At 70.2% G+C, this 19,692-nt stretch carries 15 protein-coding genes; 6 read left to right on the forward strand and 9 right to left on the reverse strand.

The features are described 5' to 3' along the window. Positions 1 to 50: 50 nt before the first annotated feature. Positions 51 to 1,814, reverse strand: coding sequence for an aspartate--tRNA ligase (gene aspS, locus ACZ43N_RS11340; RefSeq protein WP_468096771.1), 1,764 nt, complete (start codon positions 1,812 to 1,814; stop codon positions 51 to 53). Positions 1,815 to 2,178: 364 nt separating this feature from the next. Here aspS and ACZ43N_RS11345 point away from each other — a divergent pair, with 364 nt between their 5' ends. Next, positions 2,179 to 4,578 (forward strand): SpoIIE family protein phosphatase, encoded by a 2,400-nt coding sequence (locus ACZ43N_RS11345; RefSeq protein ID WP_468096772.1) that lies wholly within the window; start codon positions 2,179 to 2,181, stop codon positions 4,576 to 4,578. Positions 4,579 to 4,747: 169 nt separating this feature from the next. Here ACZ43N_RS11345 and ACZ43N_RS11350 read toward each other — a convergent pair whose 3' ends face one another. The 3 genes from ACZ43N_RS11350 to ACZ43N_RS11360 form a co-directional block, all read right to left on the reverse strand. Beyond that, on the reverse strand, positions 4,748 to 5,944 hold the full coding sequence (locus tag ACZ43N_RS11350; protein ID WP_468096773.1) for a helix-turn-helix domain-containing protein: 1,197 nt from the start codon (positions 5,942 to 5,944) through the stop codon (positions 4,748 to 4,750). 365 nt (positions 5,945 to 6,309) lie between these two features. Further along, the gene (locus ACZ43N_RS11355; RefSeq protein WP_468096775.1) at positions 6,310 to 7,281 is read right to left on the reverse strand and encodes a pirin family protein; all 972 of its coding nucleotides are present in this window, start codon (positions 7,279 to 7,281) and stop codon (positions 6,310 to 6,312) included. A gap of 143 nt (positions 7,282 to 7,424) precedes the next feature. Continuing rightward, positions 7,425 to 7,928 (reverse strand): SseB family protein, encoded by a 504-nt coding sequence (locus ACZ43N_RS11360; RefSeq protein WP_468096776.1) that lies wholly within the window; start codon positions 7,926 to 7,928, stop codon positions 7,425 to 7,427. Positions 7,929 to 8,078: 150 nt separating this feature from the next. Between ACZ43N_RS11360 and ACZ43N_RS11365 the strand changes: the two genes are divergently transcribed. The 3 genes from ACZ43N_RS11365 (at position 8,079) to ACZ43N_RS11375 (ending at position 11,739) form a co-directional block, all read left to right on the forward strand. Continuing rightward, complete coding sequence (locus ACZ43N_RS11365) at positions 8,079 to 9,905, forward strand: acyl-CoA dehydrogenase (RefSeq protein ID WP_468097074.1); 1,827 nt, start codon at positions 8,079 to 8,081, stop codon at positions 9,903 to 9,905. A 176-nt stretch (positions 9,906 to 10,081) separates the two neighbouring features. Further along, positions 10,082 to 11,380: a M18 family aminopeptidase gene (locus ACZ43N_RS11370; protein WP_468096778.1), complete on the forward strand. Its 1,299-nt coding sequence runs from the start codon at positions 10,082 to 10,084 to the stop codon at positions 11,378 to 11,380. Between the two features lie 119 nt (positions 11,381 to 11,499). Further along, entirely contained in the window at positions 11,500 to 11,739 is a 240-nt protein-coding gene (locus ACZ43N_RS11375; protein WP_468096779.1) for a DUF6458 family protein, read from the forward strand. A gap of 42 nt (positions 11,740 to 11,781) precedes the next feature. Here the strand turns inward: ACZ43N_RS11375 and ACZ43N_RS11380 are convergent, their stop codons facing one another. Together ACZ43N_RS11380 and ACZ43N_RS11385 are read right to left on the reverse strand one after the other, a co-directional pair. After that, positions 11,782 to 13,638: an NHL domain-containing thioredoxin family protein gene (locus tag ACZ43N_RS11380; RefSeq protein WP_468096780.1), complete on the reverse strand. Its 1,857-nt coding sequence runs from the start codon at positions 13,636 to 13,638 to the stop codon at positions 11,782 to 11,784. Positions 13,639 to 13,774: 136 nt separating this feature from the next. Continuing rightward, positions 13,775 to 14,593 (reverse strand): carbon-nitrogen family hydrolase, encoded by an 819-nt coding sequence (locus ACZ43N_RS11385; RefSeq protein ID WP_468096782.1) that lies wholly within the window; start codon positions 14,591 to 14,593, stop codon positions 13,775 to 13,777. Between the two features lie 233 nt (positions 14,594 to 14,826). Here ACZ43N_RS11385 and ACZ43N_RS11390 point away from each other — a divergent pair, with 233 nt between their 5' ends. Beyond that, a complete protein-coding gene (locus tag ACZ43N_RS11390) occupies positions 14,827 to 15,651 on the forward strand; it encodes a maleylpyruvate isomerase family mycothiol-dependent enzyme (RefSeq protein ID WP_468096783.1) in 825 nt (274 codons plus the stop codon). Between the two features lie 62 nt (positions 15,652 to 15,713). Here the strand turns inward: ACZ43N_RS11390 and ACZ43N_RS11395 are convergent, their stop codons facing one another. The 3 genes from ACZ43N_RS11395 to ACZ43N_RS11405 form a co-directional block, all read right to left on the reverse strand. Further along, positions 15,714 to 16,253 carry a TSUP family transporter gene (locus tag ACZ43N_RS11395; protein ID WP_468096785.1) on the reverse strand — a complete coding sequence of 180 codons (540 nt, stop codon included), beginning with the start codon at positions 16,251 to 16,253 and terminating at the stop codon, positions 15,714 to 15,716. A 164-nt stretch (positions 16,254 to 16,417) separates the two neighbouring features. Further along, positions 16,418 to 17,731 carry an MFS transporter gene (locus ACZ43N_RS11400; RefSeq protein ID WP_468096786.1) on the reverse strand — a complete coding sequence of 438 codons (1,314 nt, stop codon included), beginning with the start codon at positions 17,729 to 17,731 and terminating at the stop codon, positions 16,418 to 16,420. Beyond that, positions 17,728 to 18,414, reverse strand: coding sequence for a GntR family transcriptional regulator (locus ACZ43N_RS11405; RefSeq protein ID WP_468096787.1), 687 nt, complete (start codon positions 18,412 to 18,414; stop codon positions 17,728 to 17,730). Before ACZ43N_RS11405 ends, ACZ43N_RS11400 begins: the two co-directional genes overlap by 4 nt. A gap of 313 nt (positions 18,415 to 18,727) precedes the next feature. On the opposite strand from ACZ43N_RS11405, the gene ACZ43N_RS11410 reads away from it, so the two are divergent. Next, positions 18,728 to 19,561: a D-alanyl-D-alanine carboxypeptidase family protein gene (locus ACZ43N_RS11410; protein ID WP_468096788.1), complete on the forward strand. Its 834-nt coding sequence runs from the start codon at positions 18,728 to 18,730 to the stop codon at positions 19,559 to 19,561. Positions 19,562 to 19,692 lie beyond the last annotated feature (131 nt).

The raw sequence follows: 19,692 nt of genomic DNA on the forward strand, positions 1-19,692 counted from the left end.
CTCAGGACCCTTCACCGTCAAGCCTCCAAGAGACTTGACCCCCCACTTCCCTACTTCGGCTGGGGCTTCCGCACCGAGAGGTGCAGCTCCCGCAGCCGCGCCTCCTCCAGCTCCGTCGGCGCGCCCATCATCAGGTCCTGGGCATTGCCGTTGAGCGGGAAGGCGATGGTCTCGCGGATGTTGGGCTCGTCGGCGAGGAGCATGACGATGCGGTCGACGCCCGGGGCGATACCGCCGTGCGGCGGGGCGCCGAAGCGGAACGCGCGCAGCATGCCCGCGAACTGCTCCTCGACGGTGTCACGGTCGTAGCCCGCGATCTCGAAGGCCTTGAGCATGATCTCGGGCTCGTGGTTCCGGATCGCGCCGGAGGACAGTTCGACGCCGTTGCAGACGATGTCGTACTGCCAGCCGAGGATGTCCAGCGGGTCCTGGGTCTCCAGGGCCTCCAGACCGCCCTGCGGCATCGAGAACGGGTTGTGGGAGAAGTCGATCTTCCCGGTGTCCTCGTCCTTCTCGTACATCGGGAAGTCGACGATCCAGCAGAACCGGAAGACGCCCTCCTCGAAGTGGCCGGCGCGCTTGGCGGCCTCGACGCGAACGGCGCCCATGATCTTCGAGACCTCGTCGAACTCTCCGGCACCGAAGAACACCGCGTGCCCCGGGGCCAGCGACAGACGCTTGGTCAGCTCGGCGACGTTCTCCTCGGTGAGGAACTTGGCGATCGGGCCGGACAGCGCACCGTCCTCGCCGACGCGCACCCAGGCCAGGCCCTTCGCGCCCTGCTCCACCGCGTACTCGCCGAGCTGGTCGAAGAACTTCCGGGGCTGACCGGAGACGTCCGGCACCGGCAGCGCGCGTACGTGCTTGCCGGCGAACGCCTTGAACTCCGAGCCCTCGAAGATGTCGGTGATGTCGACCAGCTCCAGCTGGGCGCGCAGGTCCGGCTTGTCGGAGCCGTACTTGAGCATCGCCTCGCGGAACGGGATGCGCGGGAACGGCGAGGTGACGTGACGGCCGTTGCCGAACTCCTCGAACAGCTCGGTCATGAGCTTCTCGATGGGCTGGAAGACATCCTCCTGCTCCACGAAGCTCATCTCGACGTCGAGCTGGTAGAACTCGCCCGGCGAACGGTCCGCGCGCGCGTCCTCGTCCCGGAAGCAGGGCGCGATCTGGAAGTACCGGTCGAAGCCCGAGATCATCAGCAGCTGCTTGAACTGCTGCGGAGCCTGGGGGAGGGCGTAGAACTTGCCCGGGTTCAGACGCGAGGGGACGACGAAGTCGCGGGCGCCCTCGGGGGAGGTGGCGGACAGGATCGGCGTGGCCATCTCGTTGAAGCCGAGGGCCGTCATCTTGTGACGGATGGCACTGATCACAGCCGTACGCAGCATGATGTTGCGGTGCATGCGCTCACGGCGCAGGTCGAGGAAGCGGTACTCCAGACGCCGCTCCTCGTTGACGCCGTCCTCGGCGTTGATGGTGAAGGGGAGCGGGGCGGCCGCGCCGAGCAGCTCGACCTCGCCGACCTCGACCTCGACCTCGCCGGTGGGCAGGTCGGGGTTCACGTTCTCGGCGCCGCGGGAGACGACCTTGCCGTCGACACGAACGGTCGACTCCTTGGAGATCTTGTCCAGGGCCTCGTACGCAGGGGTGCCCGGACGGGCGACGAGCTGCGTGATGCCGTAGTGGTCGCGCAGATCGATGAAGAGAATGCCGCCCAGGTCGCGCCGATTGTGCAGCCAGCCGCTCAGCCGGACGTCGCTGCCGACGTCAGAGGCGCGGAGCTCGCCGCAGGTGTGGGACCTGTACCGATGCATCGTCGTTCATCCAGTCTTCGCTGATCGGGGATCTCGGACCGTGCCACACGGTTCACCGTCCGTGTTTCACGTGAAACACAGCCAAGGGTACCGGGCACCCCAAGATCGCCTCCCCACCATTTACCGCCGCCCGCATGGGTAACCGCGTCCTACGGCTTCTCGGACACCGCTCTCCTCACCCCGGAAACCTTTTCCCGCACGGACACGCACCGTCACAGCCATAGCCAGGACCGCAAGCGGTTTCTGTCGATAACGTCAACCGCTGTCACCTCCGTCGCCGCCGATCGCGGTTACCTGGGGTACCGCTCGGTGCCCGGTACAGCTTCGGTGGCACGGTCCGATCGGCTGTTCTTAGAGTGGGTCAATGCGCACTGGTGAGCCCCCGCCCACCGTGGAGGACGTCCTGTCCGCCCTGGCGACGGGACTGTGGACCTGGGACAGCGCTGCCGGAACCGTCACCGTCGACGCCGAAGCAGCCCGGCTCCTGGGGCTGCCCCCGGAACCGACCGCCCTCACCCAGGCCGGCGCGCGGTCGAGACTTCACCCCGTCGACTGGAACGAGATCGTCTCCGTCGTCCAGCTCGCCATCGCCGAGGACACCCTGGCCGAGGTCCGGATACGGATCATGGACGAGCAGGGCCGCGTCATCCGCACCGTCCGCAGCCGTTCCAAACCGACCTTCGACCCGGTGCGCAGATCGGTCGAGCTGATCGGCACCATCCAGGAGGTCACCGAGCCCACGCCGCAGACCGCGGCCCGCGCCCCGGCGGCCGTCACCGGTGACTGGCGGCGCTCCCGCGAGGCGTTCCTGCTGGACGCGGGGCGTGCGCTGGCCGAGGCGCGGTCGACCGAGGAGGTGCTGAGGGTCGCGGCCGGCCTGGCCATGCCGGGCTTCTCGCCGGACGGGCTCGCCGTGTTCGGGGTGGAGGGCGACCGCCTCACCGTCATCGGGCACCACGGGCACAACCACGGCGACGAGGGCCCGTTCACCCATATGCCGCTGGAGACGGACTACCCGGCCGCCGATGTCGTCCGCACCGGCCGCGCCGTCTATCTCTCCTCCCCCGAGGACTACAAGTCCCGCTACCCCACCGCCTGGCCGCTCGCGGAACAGTTCAACCGCCAGTCCTGGGCCTTCCTGCCGCTGATCGTCGCCGGCCGCACCATGGGAGCGTGGATGGCCGGCTTCACCTACCCGGTCACCTTCACCCCTGACGAGCGCTCCGTCCTGACCACCGTCGCCCGGATGCTCGCCCAGGCGCTGTCCCGCGCGGGCGCCGCCGAGACCGAGCGCGAACTGACCGACGGCCTCCAGCGCACGATGCTCCCCACCCTCGGCCCCGGGATACCCGGCATGAGCGTCGCCGCACGCTACGTCCCCACCGGCGGCGGCCTCCAGGTCGGCGGCGACTGGTACGACATGATCGCCCTGCCCAGCGGCCGCTTCGCCCTCGTCATCGGCGACGTCCAGGGACATGACGTACGCGCCGCCGGACTCATGGGCCAGCTCCGCATAGCCCTGCGCGCGTACGCCTCCGAGGGGCATCCGCCGGACGCGGTGCTCTCCCGCGCCTCCCGCTTCCTTCACGGCGTCACCGCGGACTCCTCCGGCGAGTTCACCGACCTGCGCTTCGCGACCTGTCTGTACGTGGAGGTGGACCCGGTGACCGGAGTGCTGGACATCGCCCGCGCCGGGCACCCCGACCCGGCGATCCGCATGGCCGACGGCACTGTGCTGGTCCGGCCGACCCCGGGCGGTCTGCCCCTCGGCATCGACCCCGACGCCGACTACCCCACCACCCGGCTCGTCCTCGAACCCGGCGAGACGATGCTCCTGTGCACCGACGGTCTCATCGAGACGGGCGGCCACGACCTCGACACGGGCTGGCGGCGCATCAGAACGATCCTGGAGTCCTTCGACACGGCCCCACCTGATCCGGATGGCAACGCTGTCGGGGGTGACAGCCCGGCCAAGGGCCTGGCCCCGGTTGCACGGGACATGGCGAGCTGGGCGTCCCTGCCGGGCGGCCCGGCGCCCGCTGAGGCTGTTCCGGCGGCCGTGGCGGCCGGCCGGGCGTCCGCGGTGGGAGACGGTGCGGCGTCCGCGGGGGCGAGCTCGGCCTCCATGGCCCTGGACGAGGTGCTCCCCGTGGTGAACGGGCTCGCTCCCGGGCGGCTGGAGGCGCTGGCCGACGCGCTGGTCCAGGGAGTGCACGGCCCGTCCTCCCACCACACCCCCGGCCCGCTCGCCGACCGGCGCGAGGACGACATAGCGATGCTGCTGTTGTCCCGTGCGGCCGAGGGACCGGGCCGCGGTGACACCGTCGCCGTACGGCCTCCCGTACGCCGCACCGCCCTGACCGTCGCCCAGGCCGAGCCCGAGCGCATCGCCGGCGCCCGTCAGCAGGTCCGCGAACTGCTGCACGACTGGACCTGCGACGACCAGGTCGACTCGGCGGTCCTCCTCGTCTCCGAGATGCTCACCAATGTCCTCGTCCACACCGACACCGACGCACTCCTCGTCGCCGAGATGACCGGCGACGGCGGCAAGCGCCGGATGCGGATCGAGGTGACCGACGCCAGCGACGACCTCCCCCACAAGCGCCGCCCCGGCGAGCTGGCCTCCTCGGGACGCGGTCTCGTCCTCATGGACATGCTCGCGGACGCCTGGGGCGTCGACCCGCGCGGCGAGGGCAAGAGCATCTGGTTCGAACTCCACGAGCCCCCCGCACCGGCGGGCCCGCCCGGCGAACCGGCGGGGTGAGCCGGCCAGCGCCCCCGCGCCACCCGAGGACCGTTCCAGTGCGGTGACCGGACAGGTGAGCCGGTGAACCTCTCCGGTCACCGCACTGGGCAGGCGGCTACGGCACCCCGCCCTCCCGGCCGCGGACGCCCCGGCCGGGTGACAGGACCGGCCGCAGGAACGGGGCAGGTCAGCCGCGACCGATCAGGAACAGCTGCGCGTCGCCCGCCTCGCCACCGTCGGCCGGATCGACGCAACCCTGCGCCACCGCGACCGCCCCCTTCTCCTCGGGCCCGCCGCGCATGCCGACGCACACGTCCGCGTCCCCCCGCCCCGGCCGCAACCGCCATACGCCCTTCGCGCCCTCGCCCGTGCCCTCGGCCCGTTCGATACGGAAGAGCTGGGAGGCGCCGCCCACCTTGCAGTCGTCCCACGGCTCGAACATGTGCTGGAAGTCGCTGTCGCTCAGCAGGGTGAGGCACCCCTTGCCGTGCTGCGGGTGGTCCCACTGAATGCGGTAGTACCCGTCGTCCGTCCTCACCAGATACGTCTTCGGCGGCACGGCCTGCCCGCACGGCCGCTGCATCGCCACCACCTTCGACTCACCGCTGTCCAGCCGTACGTCCCCGTCGGTGAGACACAGGTCGGGAGCGCGTAAGGGACGAATCCGGGAAAGTCCGGGGGTGGGGCCGGGCGGCACGGGAGTGTCCGCGCCCCCGCTCGCCCCCGACGCCTCCGAGGTCCCGGATGCCTCCGAGGTCCGCGCCGTCCGCCTGCCGTCGCCGTCCCCTCGGGTGCTCGACGAGGTCCCGTCCCGCGGCAGCAGCACCAGCACGCCGACGACGAGCAGGGCGACGGTACCGAGCGAGGCCACGGCGGCGAGCGAGGCCGTACGCATACGATTCCCGGCTTCCCGACCGGCTTCCCGACCGGCTTCCCGACCGGATCCACGACCGGATCCACGACCGGATTCGTGGCCTGCCTCACCACTGGATGGGTGTCCCGCTTCACCGGACACCCGGCCGGCCTCACCATCCGACTCGCGGTCGGCCTCCCGCGCGGCGTCCGCCATAGCGACCAGTCGTGCCCTGACGGCCAGCCACGTCGGCACGTCGGCCTCCGGAACCCCGCACGCCCGGACGAGCGCGGAGACGACCTCGGCACGCGGCAGCGCGTCCCGCCGCAGGACATCGGCGAGGGTGCTGCGGGCCAGCACCTCACCCCGCTCGGCGGCCCGCTGCTCCAACTGCCGGAAGGTCAGGCCGCTGCGCTCCTTGAGCCGGCGCAGCAGAGCGACGTACTCGGCGGAGGTGCGCGCGGCTTGGGGCGTCAACTCCCCACGGTCCTCAGGCTTGCCCGTGCTCCCGCGGTCCCCCGTGCTCGCCATGCGGTCATTGTCTGCCCGGGGGTATACGGCCGACAACGCCTGTCCCGGCCATGTCGGACGCCCCTTCCGCACCGTCCGGACAAGCCGCCGACCAGCCCGGACCGACGTAGCTCCGAGGACCCTGGCCACGGCGGCGGTGGGCAGCGCGCTGGTTCTGACCTGCCTCGCCGAACCGAGCTGGTCCGCGCCGGCCTCAGCCGCCGCCAAGTACCCGGGGCAGGGCCCGTGCCCTCCGGGCGACTACCAGCTCTGCAGCAACGGCGGTCCCGGCGGACGCCCTCGACCCCACCCCCGTCCAACCCGCCCCGACCACTGGAACCGAAGGTCGGGGCGGGGGCCTCGCGGCATCGCGGGCGGAGCGGGGCTCAGATGCCGCCCTCGGTCATCCCGTGGACCGCCGGGATCGTGCCCAGCCGGCCCTTCTGGAAGTCCTCGAACGCCTGCTGCAGCTCCTCGCGGGTGTTCATGACGAACGGGCCGTAGTGCGCCATCGGCTCACGGATGGGCTGCCCACCAAGGAGGACGACCTCCAGGTCCGGCGTGTGGGAGTCCTGCTTGTCCTCCGCGCGGACGGTCAGCGAACCGCCGGCGCCGAAGACCGCGGTCTGGCCGAGGTGGATCGGACGGCGCTCGGCACCGACCGCGCCCCGGCCTGCGAGGACGTACGCCAGGCCGTTGAAGTCCTCGCGCCACGGCAGGGTGATCTCCGCACCCGGCGCCAGCGTCGCGTGGATCATCGTGATCGGCGTGTGCGTGATGCCGGGACCCTGGTGACCGTCCAGCTCACCGGCGATGACGCGCAGGAGTGCGCCGCCATCGGAGGACGTCAGCAGCTGGACGTTGCCGCCGCGGATGTCCTGGTAGCGCGGGGGCATCATCTTGTCCTTGGCCGGCAGGTTCACCCACAGCTGGAGCCCGTGGAAGAGACCGCCGGACATGACCAGGTGTTCCGGCGGCGCCTCGATGTGGAGGAGACCGGAGCCGGCCGTCATCCACTGGGTGTCGCCGTTGGTGATGGTGCCGCCGCCGCCCTGGCTGTCCTGGTGGTCGAAGATGCCGTCGATGATGTAGGTGACGGTCTCAAAGCCGCGGTGCGGATGCCACGGGGTTCCTTTCGGCTCCCCAGGCTGATACTCCACCTCACCCATCTGGTCCATCATGATGAACGGGTCGAGGTGGCGGTAGTTGATCCCGGCGAACGCTCGGCGGACCGGGAAGCCCTCGCCCTCGAAACCGCTGGGCGCGGTCGTCACGGCGAGCACCGGACGGGCCACCGCGTCGGTCGGCGCGACGACACGGGGCAGGGTCAGCGGGTTCTGGACGGTCACTGCGGGCATGTCGGTACCTCCTTGTACGCTCACTTTAGTTGATTATTGAACTTTCTGCCAGACCTAACGACGAACGCCCGGAGGGCATTCCCTCCGGGCGTCCCACACGCCGACCGGCGACCATCAGTCCCACATCAGGACACGGCGCCACCTCAGCCGTACATGCGCCGCATCGCGAACTCCACCATCTGCTCCACCGCCTTCGCGTCGAAGACCATCCGATGCTCCCCCTCCATGTCGAGGACGAAGCCGTAGCCGGTCGGGAGCAGGTCGATGACCTCGGCGCCGGTGATCACGAAGTACTTGGACTCCTTGCCGGCGTACCGGCGCAGCTCCTTGAGCGAGGTGAACATCGGGATCACCGGCTGCTGCGTGTTGTGCAGCGCCAGGAACCCGGGGTTGTCACCGCGCGGGCAGTAGACCTTGGACGTCGCGAAGACCTGCTGGAAGTCCTCGGCGGCCATCTGCCCCGTGGTGAAGGCGCGCACCGCGTCCGCGAGGGACGGCGGGGACGGCTCGGGATACAGCGGCGGCTGCTGCCCGTAGCCCCCGCCCATCGGGCCGCCGGGCATCTGCCCCGGCATCTGCCCGGCCATGGGCTGCTGCGGCGGGGCGTACTGCTGCTGAGTGCCAGCGCTCTGGTCGTAGCCGTACATGCGGCAAAGCGTAACGAGTCACAGATGACCCAATCGGGGTTGCTTCTTATTACCGGTGGGTAGCATCATCAATCAGAAGCTACTTGTTGGTATGTGAACTAGCGCGAGGATCCAGTGCCTCGCCGATCTCTCTTCTACGGAGCCGTCGCCATGGGGCACTACAAGTCGAATCTCCGCGACATCGAGTTCAACCTCTTCGAGGTGCTCGGGCGCGACAAGCTGTACGGCACCGGCCCGTTCGCGGAGATGGACACGGACACCGCCAAGAGCATCCTGGAGGAGCTGACCCGTCTCGCCGAGAACGAGCTGGCGGAGTCCTTCACGGACGCCGACCGCAACCCGCCGGTCTTCGACCCGGAGACGAACACCGCCCCGGTCCCGGCCTCCTTCAAGAAGAGCTACAAGGCCTTCATGGAGTCGGAGTACTGGCGGCTCGGCCTGCCCGAGGGCATCGGCGGCACGACCGCTCCCTCCTCCCTGATCTGGGCCTTCGCGGAGCTGATCCTCGGCTCGAACCCGGCCGTGTGGATGTACTCCTCCGGCCCGGCGTTCGCCGGCATCCTCTACGACGAGGGCAACGACGTACAGAAGAAGATCGCCCAGATCGCGGTCGAGCGGACCTGGGGCTCCACCATGGTGCTCACCGAGCCGGACGCCGGTTCGGACGTCGGCGCGGGCCGCACCAAGGCGATCCAGCAGGAGGACGGCTCCTGGCACATCGAGGGCGTGAAGCGCTTCATCACCTCCGGTGAGCACGACATGGAGGAGAACATCCTCCACTACGTCCTCGCCCGCCCCGAGGGCCACGGCCCCGGCACCAAGGGCCTCTCCCTCTTCCTCGTCCCGAAGTACCTGTTCGACTTCGAGACCGGCGAGCTGGGCGAGCGCAACGGCGTCTACGCCACGAACGTCGAGCACAAGATGGGCCTCAAGGCGTCCAACACCTGCGAGATGACCTTCGGCGACCGCCACCCCGCCAAGGGCTGGCTGATCGGCGACAAGCACGACGGCATCCGCCAGATGTTCCGCATCATCGAGTTCGCCCGCATGATGGTCGGCACAAAGGCGATCTCCACCCTCTCGACGGGCTACCTCAACGCCCTCGAGTACGCCAAGGAGCGCGTCCAGGGCCCCGACCTGGCGAACTTCATGGACAAGACCGCGCCCAAGGTCACCATCACGCACCACCCCGACGTCCGCCGCTCGCTGATGACGCAGAAGGCGTACGCGGAGGGCATGCGCGCGCTCGTCCTCTACACCGCCTCCGTCCAGGACTCGATCGCGGTCAAGGAGGCGGCCGGCGAGGACGCGTCCGCCGAGCACGCCCTCAACGACCTGCTCCTGCCGATCGTCAAGGGCTACGGCTCCGAGAAGGGTTACGAGCAGCTCGCCCAGTCCCTGCAGACCTTCGGCGGCTCCGGCTTCCTGCAGGAGTACCCGATCGAGCAGTACATCCGCGACGCCAAGATCGACACCCTGTACGAGGGCACCACCGCGATCCAGGGCCAGGACTTCTTCTTCCGGAAGATCGTCCGCAACCAGGGTGCCGCGCTGAACAGCCTCGCCGAGGAGATCAAGAAGTTCCTGGCGCTGGGCGAGGGCGGCGAGGAGCTGGCAGGCGCCCGTGAGCACCTCGCCAAGGCCGCGGTCGAGCTGGAGGCCATCGTCGGCCTGATGCTCACCGACCTCGCCGCGACCGAGCAGGACGTCAAGAACATCTACAAGGTGGGCCTCAACACCACCCGACTGCTCCTCGCCTCCGGTGACGTCGTCGTCGGCTACCGGCTCCTCAAGGGCGCCGCCGTCGCCGCCGAGAAGCTCCCGAACGCGTCCGCCAAGGACAAGGCCTTCTACACCGGCAAGATCGCCGCGGCCAAGTTCTTCGCCGCCAACGTCCTGCCCGGCGTCACCCTGGCCCGCAAGGTCTCGGAGGGCGTCGACCTCGACCTGATGGAGCTGGACGAAGCGGCGTTCTGACCGCCCGGCCCCGGCCCCGGGCGGCGTTGCCGCCGGGGGCCGAGGTCGCCCGCGGACAGGGTCGGGTGGTGGACGGGCCCTGCCCGTCCGTCCACCACCCCCGTCCCCCGCGCCTCACACCAGGGCCCGCTCCCAACGCCGGGAGCGGGCCCTCGTACGTCGTTAAGGTGAACCCCATGAGCACACCCCCACGCTTCGATCGCGGCCACACCGACGACCTGATGACCTTCCTCGCGGCAAGCCCGTCCCCGTACCACGCGGTGGCGAACGCCGCGGAGCGGCTGGAGAAGGCCGGCTTCCGCCAGGTCTCCGAGACGGACGCGTGGGACGGCTCCCTGGGCGGCAGGTACGTACTGCGCGGCGGCGCGATCATCGCCTGGTACGTGCCGGAGGGCGCCGAACCCCACACCCCGTTCCGCATCGTCGGCGCCCACACCGACTCGCCCAATCTGCGGGTGAAACCGCGCCCCGACAGCGGCGCCCACGGCTGGCGCCAGGTCGCCGTCGAGATCTACGGCGGCCCGCTGCTCAACTCCTGGCTGGACCGCGACCTCGGCCTCGCCGGCCGGCTCTCGCTGCGCGACGGCACCAACCGCCTCGTGAACATCGACCGGCCCCTGCTCCGGGTGCCCCAACTCGCCATCCATCTCGACCGTTCCGTCTCCTCCGAGGGGCTCAAGCTCGACAAGCAGCGCCACCTCCAGCCCGTCTGGGGCCTCGGCGACGATGTCCGCGACGGCGACCTGATCGCCTTCCTCGAACAGGAGCTGGGCCTGCCCGCCGGCCAGGTCACCGGGTGGGACCTGATGACCCATTCCGTCGAGCCGCCCGCCTACCTGGGCCGCGACAAGGAACTGCTGGCCGGCCCCCGTATGGACAACCTCCTCTCCGTGCACGCCGGTACGGCGGCGCTCGCCGCGGTCGCCACCTCCGGTGACGGCCCGTCGTACATCCCCGTCCTCGCCGCCTTCGACCACGAGGAGAACGGCTCCCAGAGCGACACCGGCGCCGACGGACCGCTCCTCGGCGGCGTACTGGAGCGCTCGGTCTTCGCCCGCGGCGGCTCGTACGAGGACCGGGCCCGTGCCTTCGCCGGCACGATCTGCCTCTCCTCGGACACCGGGCACGCCGTCCACCCCAACTACGCGGAGCGGCACGACCCCACGCACCACCCGCGGGCGGACGCCGGCCCGCTCCTCAAGGTGAACGTCAACAACCGCTACGCCACGGACGGTTCGGGCCGCGCGGTGTTCGCCGCCGCGTGCGAGAAGTCAGGCGTGCCGTTCCAGACGTTCGTCTCCAACAACTCCATGCCGTGCGGCACGACCATCGGCCCCATCACCGCGGCCCGGCACGGTATCCAGACGGTCGACATCGGCGTCGCCATCCTGTCCATGCACAGCGCCCGCGAACTCTGCGGCGCCAAGGACCCCTACCTTCTGGCGAACGCCCTGGCCGCGTTCCTGGAGGGCTGACCGGCGCGCGCCCCGCCCCCGCCTGTTACTGGCAAGCCAGTCCGGGTACCCGGAGTCCACCGGTAGGACCGAACGACCGGAACGACCGGCCGACCCAACCGGACTGGGAGGGAACACTCATGGGTTTGGGCGGGTGCATCATTCTGATCGCCGTGGGCGCCATCCTCACGTTCGCCACCGACTGGGACATGCAGGGGGTCAACCTCGACCTGGTCGGCGTCATCTTCATGATCGTCGGACTGATCGGCGTCGCGACGTTCAGCAGCATCGCCAGGCGCAGGCGGGTCGTGGTGCCGTCCGCGACACCCGTCATCGACGAGGAGCGGCACCACCACCGGGACGGGTACGGCGGAGTGTGACCGCTCCCCGGGTGATGGTGCGGGCGACGAGGGCGAACGGTCTCAGCCGAGGCCGTCCGCGTCCTCGTCCATTCCCGCGAGCACCAGCGGCAGCCGGTCCGCGCCACCGGGTACGACCCGTACCGGCACACCCCAGTCCTGCTGGTGGACATGGCAGGCCGGGTACTCGTTGGCCGGGTCGTCGTCGCAGGAAGCCGCCATCGCCGAGACGTGCAGGACCCCCTCGGACAGGGAGGGGCTCAGGTCCAGCGTGCGCGACAGGGCCGTGTCCGCTCCCGCACCCCTGAGCAGCAGCTCTGGCGGGGTGGAGGAGACCAGCAGACGGGTCGACGGGCCGTACCGTTCGTCGAGCTTCTGCCCGGCCGGCGCCCGGAAGACGACGTCCAGCCGGAGGCTGCCGGGGGCGACCTCGGTGGCGGCGCGCCGTGTGCGGTGGGCGACGGCCTCGACCTTCACCGTCTCCTCCGGCAGCCGCAGCCGGGTCAGCCGGTGGCGGGCGGATTCGACGACCACGATGTCGTCCCCGACGAGCACCGCGTCGCTCGGCTCCCGCAGGTCCGTCGCGAGGGTCGTCACCTCGTCCGTTGCCGGGTCGTAGCGGCGCAGCGCGTGGTTGTAGGTGTCGCTGATCGCCACCGAGCCGTCGGGCAGGGCGGTGACCCCGAGCGGATGCTGGAGCAGCGCCTGCTCGGCGGTGCCGTCCCGGTGCCCGAAGTCGAACAGGCCGGTGCCGACCGCGGTGTGGACCGCGCCGTCGGAATCGATCCAGCGCAGCGCCGAGGTCTCGGAGTCGGCGAGCCACAGCCGGTCGGCGGTGGCCGCGAGACCCGAGGGCTGTGCGAACCATGCCTCGGCGCCCGGCCCGTCGACGAGCCCCTCGTTCGTCGTGCCCGCCGCCACGGTGACGGTGCAGTCCTCCGGGTCGTACGTCCACAGCTGGTGGACACCCGCCATCGCGATCCACACCTTGCCGCCGAAGACCGCCACGTCCCACGGTGAGGACAGGTCGACCTCCCAGGCGAGGCCCGAGGTGGGCGAACCCTGCCACCACTGGCGGCCCGTGCCCGCGAGGGTGGAGACCTCGCCGGTGGCCGGGTCGAGGCGGCGCAGCGCATGGTTCACGGTGTCGGCGACCACCACGGCCCCGCTGTCCAGCAGCGCCAGACCCTGCGGCTCGCTGAAGCGGGCGTGCTCGGCACTGCCGTCCACGAAGCCGCGCTCACCGGCGCCGTACCGGCGGACGACCGTCTCGCCGTCGGGGGCGAGCCGTACCAGTTGGTGGCGGGTGGTGTCGCTGACGAGGAAGTCCCCGTCGGGCAGGAGCAGCGCCTTGCCGGGGAAGCGCAGCACCGTCGGTTCGGGGTCCGGCGCCACATACGGTCCGTCGCCGCGCCGCAGTGTGCCCTTCGCCGCGTGCTCGGCCTCCAGCTCGGCGACGAGCCGCTCGATGGCGTGCGCATGGCCCTCGCCCGCGTGCTGGGCGACGACGTACCCCTCCGGGTCGATCACCACGAGGGTCGGCCAGGCCCGTACCGCGTACTGCTTCCAGGTGGCGAGCTCCGGGTCGTCGAGGACCGGGTGTTCGACCCCGTATCTCTCGACGGCGTCGACCACCGCCGCGTGCTCCGCCTCGTGCGCGAACTTCGGCGAGTGCACCCCGATGACGACCACGGTGTCGCGGTGCTTCTCCTCCAGCTCGCGCAGTTCGTCCAGGACATGCAGACAGTTGATGCAGCAGAACGTCCAGAAATCAATAACAACGCACTTACCTCGCAGGTCAGCGAGGGTCAGGTCCTTGCCTCCGGTATTGAGCCAGCCGCCCTTGCCGATCAGCTGGGGGGCACGGACACGGGCACGTCGTCGGGGCGTGGGGGTGTACGCCGGGGCCGCATCGTTCATGCTTCAAGCTTGCCATTTGCGCGAATGTCGGGTCACGCCCGTCCGACGCGGGCAGGCTGGAGGGCTGCACGCGGGAGGCCGTACGTCGTGCTGATCGGTACCGCTGGCCGGGGCGGGCGCGAGGTTTGCCCGGGGATCAGCGGCGCGGTGCTTCCAGGCCCAGCAGCCGGTCCTTCAGGGCCGGGAACTGCGCGCGGGTCGTCGCGACCTTCGCCGGGTCGAAGTCCACGGTGAGGACCTCCTCGTCGGCGCCCGCCTCGGCCAGCACCTCTCCCCACGGGTCGACCACGATCGAGTGACCGGCCTGCGGAACCCCCGCGTGCGTGCCCGCCGTTCCACAGGCGAGGACGTACGACTGGTTCTCGACGGCCCTGGCCCGGGCGAGCAGCGTCCAGTGGCCGCGGCGGCGTTCGGGCCAGCCGGCGGGGACGACGAAGGTCTCGGCGCCGGCGTCGACGAGGCCGCGGAAGAGCTCGGGGAAGCGGAGGTCGTAACAGGTGGCCATGCCCAGTGTGGTGTCGGGCAGCCGGACCGTCACCAGTTCCGCGCCCGCGCCCATCAGCACGGCCTCGCCCTTGTCGAAGCCGAAGCGGTGGATCTTGCGGTAGGCGGCAGCGAGCTCTCCGGCGGGGGAGAAGACGAGAGACGTGTTGTAGAGGGTGCCTTCGCCCGCGGTGGAGCCGCTGTCGGGTGCGGCGCGCTCGGGGATCGAGCCGGCGTGCAGCCAGACGCCCGCGTCACTCGCCGCCTTGGCCATCGCCTCATGGGTCGGCCCGTCGAGCGGCTCCGCCTCCGCGGTGAAGGATTCGAACGCGAATGCGCCGGTGGTCCACAGCTCCGGGAGGACGACGAGATCGGCACCGGCCTGCTCACGGACCAGTGAAGCCACCCGACGCCTGCGTGAATCGACCGATTCGTCCTCGTCTACACCGATCTGAAGGAGCGAGGCGCGCACACTACCACCGTCCTGGCATTCGAGCCGTCAAACACGGGCCTACGATCGTCACACGAAAGCACTGCCGGGGTGCCTCGCAGCAGCGTAACTTAACGTTCCACAGCACCCACTGACCGCCGCCGACGCCCACCCCCCGCCGTCAACGCCGACGCCCCTACTGAAGACCACCCGCCACGTAGCCGACACGTACCGACCGTACTGACACGTACCGACCGCCCGAGGGGTCCCGTTCCGTGAGTCTGCATCCCACTCTTCAGCCCTACGCCGACGCCTGGACCCACGCAGTGGATGCGATAGCCGAATTGGTGGCACCGCTCGTGGAGGGCGAGTGGAACAGGCGGACGCCGTGCCCCGGCTGGTCGGTACGCGACGTGGTCTCCCATGTCATCGGCATGGACTGCGAGATGCTCGGCGACCCTCGCCCGATCCACACCCTGCCGCGCGACCTGTACCACGTGCGCACCGAGCACCAGCGGTACATGGAGATGCAGGTGGACGCCCGTCGCCACCACACGGCGCCGGAGATGACGTCCGAGCTGGAGTACACGATCATCCGCCGCAACCGCCAGCTGCGGAACGAGTCGCGGCAGCCCGACCACAAGGTGCGCGGCCCGCTCGGCACGGAACTGACCCTCGAACAGGCGATGCGCAATCGCGCGTTCGACACATGGGTCCACGAGCAGGACCTGCGGGCGGCGCTCGGCCGGCCGGGGAACCTGGACTCGCCGGGCGCGTACATCGTCCGTGACGAGCTGCTCTCCGTCCTGCCGAAGGTCGTCGCGGAGGACGCGCAGGCCCCGCGCAGCTCGGCCGTCGCCTTCGACGTGCACGGCCCGGTGGAGTTCATCCGCACGGTCCGCGTCGACATCCAGGGCCGCGGCACCCTGGAGACCGCCCCCGCGCTCGGCCCCGCCGCCACCCTCACCCTGGACTGGGAGACCTACGTCCGCCTCGCCTGCGGCCGTGTCACCGCCGACGCGGTCGCCGACCGCATCAAGGCGGAGGGCGATCCCCACCTCGTCGCGGCCATCCTCCACGCCTTCGCGGTGACGGTGTAGGGCCGCTCTTCCGGAGGCCGGTCACGCGAAGTGGTCGTAGGCCCTCTTCTTCACCATGCCCGTCACCACACCACCAGGACGACGCGCGCGAAGCCGGAGCCTCGCTCGAGCGCGGTCCGTGAACCGAGCACGGCCCTGGCGACGTTCCCGACGGCCATGCCCAGGCCGAGGGTCCACAGCACGTTGCCCTGCCACGCGATCACCGCGAGTGCGCCCGGCTTGGACGCCGCGTCGACGACCTTCGCCATGGCCGCGCCCTCGAGGAACCATGTGGCCAGGAGCGTGGTGAACGAGAAGACGGGGAAGGTGCCGACGCCGGGGCCGAAGACACCGTCGTGGAAGCCGATGCCGCCACCGGCCAAGAGGACGGCGGTGACGCGCCGCCGCCGGGTCACGACCAGGGCACCCTGTCGCACGCCGAACGAAGGCCGGCGGGCGACGCGGAGCGCCACCGTGACGAGCGGCGCCATGATGACGGGACGGAAGTAGTCGGCGGGCACGCTCGACGCGGACAGGGCGCCCAGTGCGCCGAAGGCGCCCCGAGCGCCGCGGCGGGGACGAGGCCCGAGCGATCCGGCCGCGCGCGCCGCTGGTACATCCATGCGGCCCTCCGTAGCCCCGCTCAGCTCGATCGAGCCACGGGAAGGCGATCACCTCGACGCTAGGGCCAGAAAGCGCCGGCACCCCTGACACTTTCGGTCAGGGGTGCGATGGCCATCAGCCCATCCATCAACCCATCACTCTGCCCATGACGCCGGACGGGTCCTTACACCGGTACGTGCACCGTCTCCACCCGGCTGGCGACCAGGCGTTCGCGTTCGCGGCGGGCGGCTCGGGCGCGCAGGCGGAGTATCTGGGTCAGGCCCAGCGCCTGGAGGACGAAGACGACGGAGAAGGCGATGCGGTAGTTGTCGCCCGTGAGGTCGAGGAGGACGCCCACGGCCAGCAGAGTCGTCATGGAGGCGACGAAGCCGCCCATGTTGGTGATTCCGGAGGCCGTGCCCTGACGCTCCGGCGGGTTCGCGGGACGGGCGAAGTCGAAGCCGAGCATCGAGGCCGGGCCACAGGCGCCGAGGACCACGCACAGGACGATCAGCAGCCACATCGGCGCGTGCTCGCCGGGGTGGATCAGCGTGGCCGCCCAGACCGCCGCCGTCGCGAGCACCGTGCCCAGCGCCAGCGGCAGCCGCGCCGCGTGGTGCCGGGCGACGACCTGGCCGTAGACCAGTCCGACCACCATGTTGGACAGGACGACGAGGGTGAGCAGGTCACCGGCGGTGGCCCGGCTCAGCCCCTGTGCCTCCACCAGGAACGGCAGCCCCCACAGCAGCAGGAACACCATCGCCGGGAACTGCGTGGTGAAGTGCACCCACAGCCCGAGCCGGGTGCCGGGCTCCCGCCAGGACGCCGCGATCTGCCGCCGCACGTACGCCGCCCCCTGGTGCGGGAACGGCTCCGGCTCGTGCCCGTCCGGGTGGTCCTTCAGGAACAGCACGGCGAGAACGAGGACGACGAGCCCGGCGACCGAGCTGCCCGCGAACGCCGCCGTCCAGCCCACCCCGTGCAGCAGCCGGGCCAGCACCAGCGTCGACACCAGGTTGCCCGCCATGCCGACGAGCCCCGCGAACTGCGCGATCAGCGGCCCGCGCCGGGCCGGGAACCAGCGGGTGCCGAGCCGCAGCACGCTGATGAACGTCATCGCGTCACCGCAGCCCAGCAGCGCCCGCGAGGCCAGCGCCATGCCGTACGACGGTGCCAGCGCGAAGCCGATCTGGCCGGCCGTGAACAGCACGACCCCGAGCGTCAGCACCTTCTTGGTGCCGAGCCGGTCCACCAGCAGGCCCACCGGTATCTGCATGCCCGCGTACACCAGCAGCTGCAGGATCGAGAACGTCGACAGCGCGGAGGCGCTCACATGGAAGCGGTCGGCGGCGTCGAGGCCGGCCACCCCGAGCGACGTACGGAAGATGACGGCGACGAAGTAGACCGAGACACCGATGCCCCAGACGGCGAGGGCACGGCGGCCACCGGGCGGGTCTCCGGGCAGCGCGGCGGACCGGGACAGGGCGGGGCGGCTCAACGGACCTCCCCCCGCGCCAGGTTGGAGAACCAGCTCACATGCCGGTGGACGAGGCTCACGGCCGCCTCGGCGTCGCCCGCGCGCAGCGCCCGGAGGATCTCCTCGTGCTCGGTGAGGGTCTTGGTGATGCGGTCGGGGTGCGCGTGCATCACGGCGACACCCATACGCAGCTGCCGGTCACGGAGTTGGTCGTAGAGCCGGGAGAGGATCTCGTTGCCGCCGCTGCGGACGATCTCCGCGTGGAAACAGCGGTCGGTCACCGCCGCCCCGGCCAGGTCACCGGCGGCGGCCTGCGCCTTCTGCTGTTCGAGCAGTTCCTCGAGCCGGGCGATGAGCCGCGGTGAGGCGGGGACGGTCTTGCGGACCGCGTGCTCCTCGACGAGCTGCCGGGTCTCCACGACGTCCGCGATCTCCTGCGCGGAGACCGGCAGGACCAGCGCGCCCTTCTTCGGATAGAGCCTGATCAGGCCTTCGACCTCCAGCCGCAGCAGCGCCTCCCGCACCGGCGTCCGGGACACGCCGACCGCCTCGGCCAGCTCGCCCTCGGTGAGCAGCGTGCCGCCCTCGTAACGGCGCTCCAGGACGCCCTGTTTGACGTGCGCGTACACCCGGTCGGCGGCCGGGGGCTGCTTCACGGCCGGGACGGCGGACGGACGGGGCTTCGAGGGTGCTGCGGAGGCCATGCCCACAGCATAGATACAACACGTACGCATGGCTCGCCTCGTCCACGATCCGGGACGAACCCCCTCCGAAGCCCACCCTCCGACCCCCGGGGGGCTGTGACATGGACTTGAATTGACCCTCGCGCCACCCGCAGCACAACCTTTTGTGCTACTCACTTGTCACACGAGAAGCGGCCCTGCTGTGCCTGCAGACCCGGCTCCAAATGGCCGCACTCCACAGACATTTGACGCAATCGGGGTACTTGACTTGATTACCGCCATAAAGGGCGCACGTGTTCGCAGAGCCGCTGCTGTAGTCGTCACCACCGGCGCGATGACCGTGACCGGGGTCATCGGCTCCGTTCCCGCGCAGGCCGCTCCCGCCAAGCCGACGATTGCCGCCAAGGGCGGCTTCGCGATGAACAGCGCGACCGGCACGACGCTGTACACGAAGGCTGCTGACACCAGACTCTCCACTGGTTCCACCACCAAGATCATGACCGCCCTCGTGGTGCTGAAGCAGTCGAACCTGAATCTGGAAGCGAAGTACACCGTCCCCAAAGCGGTGAGCGACTACATCGTCGACGAGGGGTTCCCGTCGTCGGCCGGCCTCTACGTCGGCGACAAGGTGACCGTCCGTCAGCTGCTGCACGGCCTGATGCTGCCGTCCGGCTGCGACGCGGCATTCGCCCTCGCCGACAAGTTCGGCAGCGGATCGACGCGGTCAGCCCGTCTGAAGTCGTTCATCGGCAAGATGAACGCCACCGCCAAGAGCCTTGGCCTGAAGAACACGCACTTCGACTCGTTCGACGGCCTCAGCAACGGTGCCAATTACTCCACGCCGCGCGATCTGACGAAACTGGCCAGAAGCGCAATGAAGAACTCCACGTTCCGAACCGTCGTCAAGACCAAGACGTACACGGCGAAGACGATCGCCAAGAGCGGCGGCACGCGCAAGACGACCTGGACGAACACCAACCCACTGCTCGGCACCTACACCGGCGCCATCGGCGTGAAGACCGGTTCGGGTCCGCAGTCCAAGTTCTGCCTGGTGTTCGCCGCCACCCGCAACGGCAAGACGGTCATCGGCACGGTCCTCGCCTCAACCTCCAAGGACCAGCGCGCCGTAGACGCGAAGAGGATCCTGGACTACAGCTGGAAGGTCTGACCTTCCGAGTCGACGAAGGGGGTCACCGCCCGACAGCGGTGGCCCCCTTGGCCGTTCCGCCCGCAAGCCGATCCTGCGATCTTCGCTCGCGATAGTGAACATCACCCAGTCAGCTGGCATATTCGATTTCC

Source organism: Streptomyces sp. NPDC030814 (genome assembly GCF_055572155.1).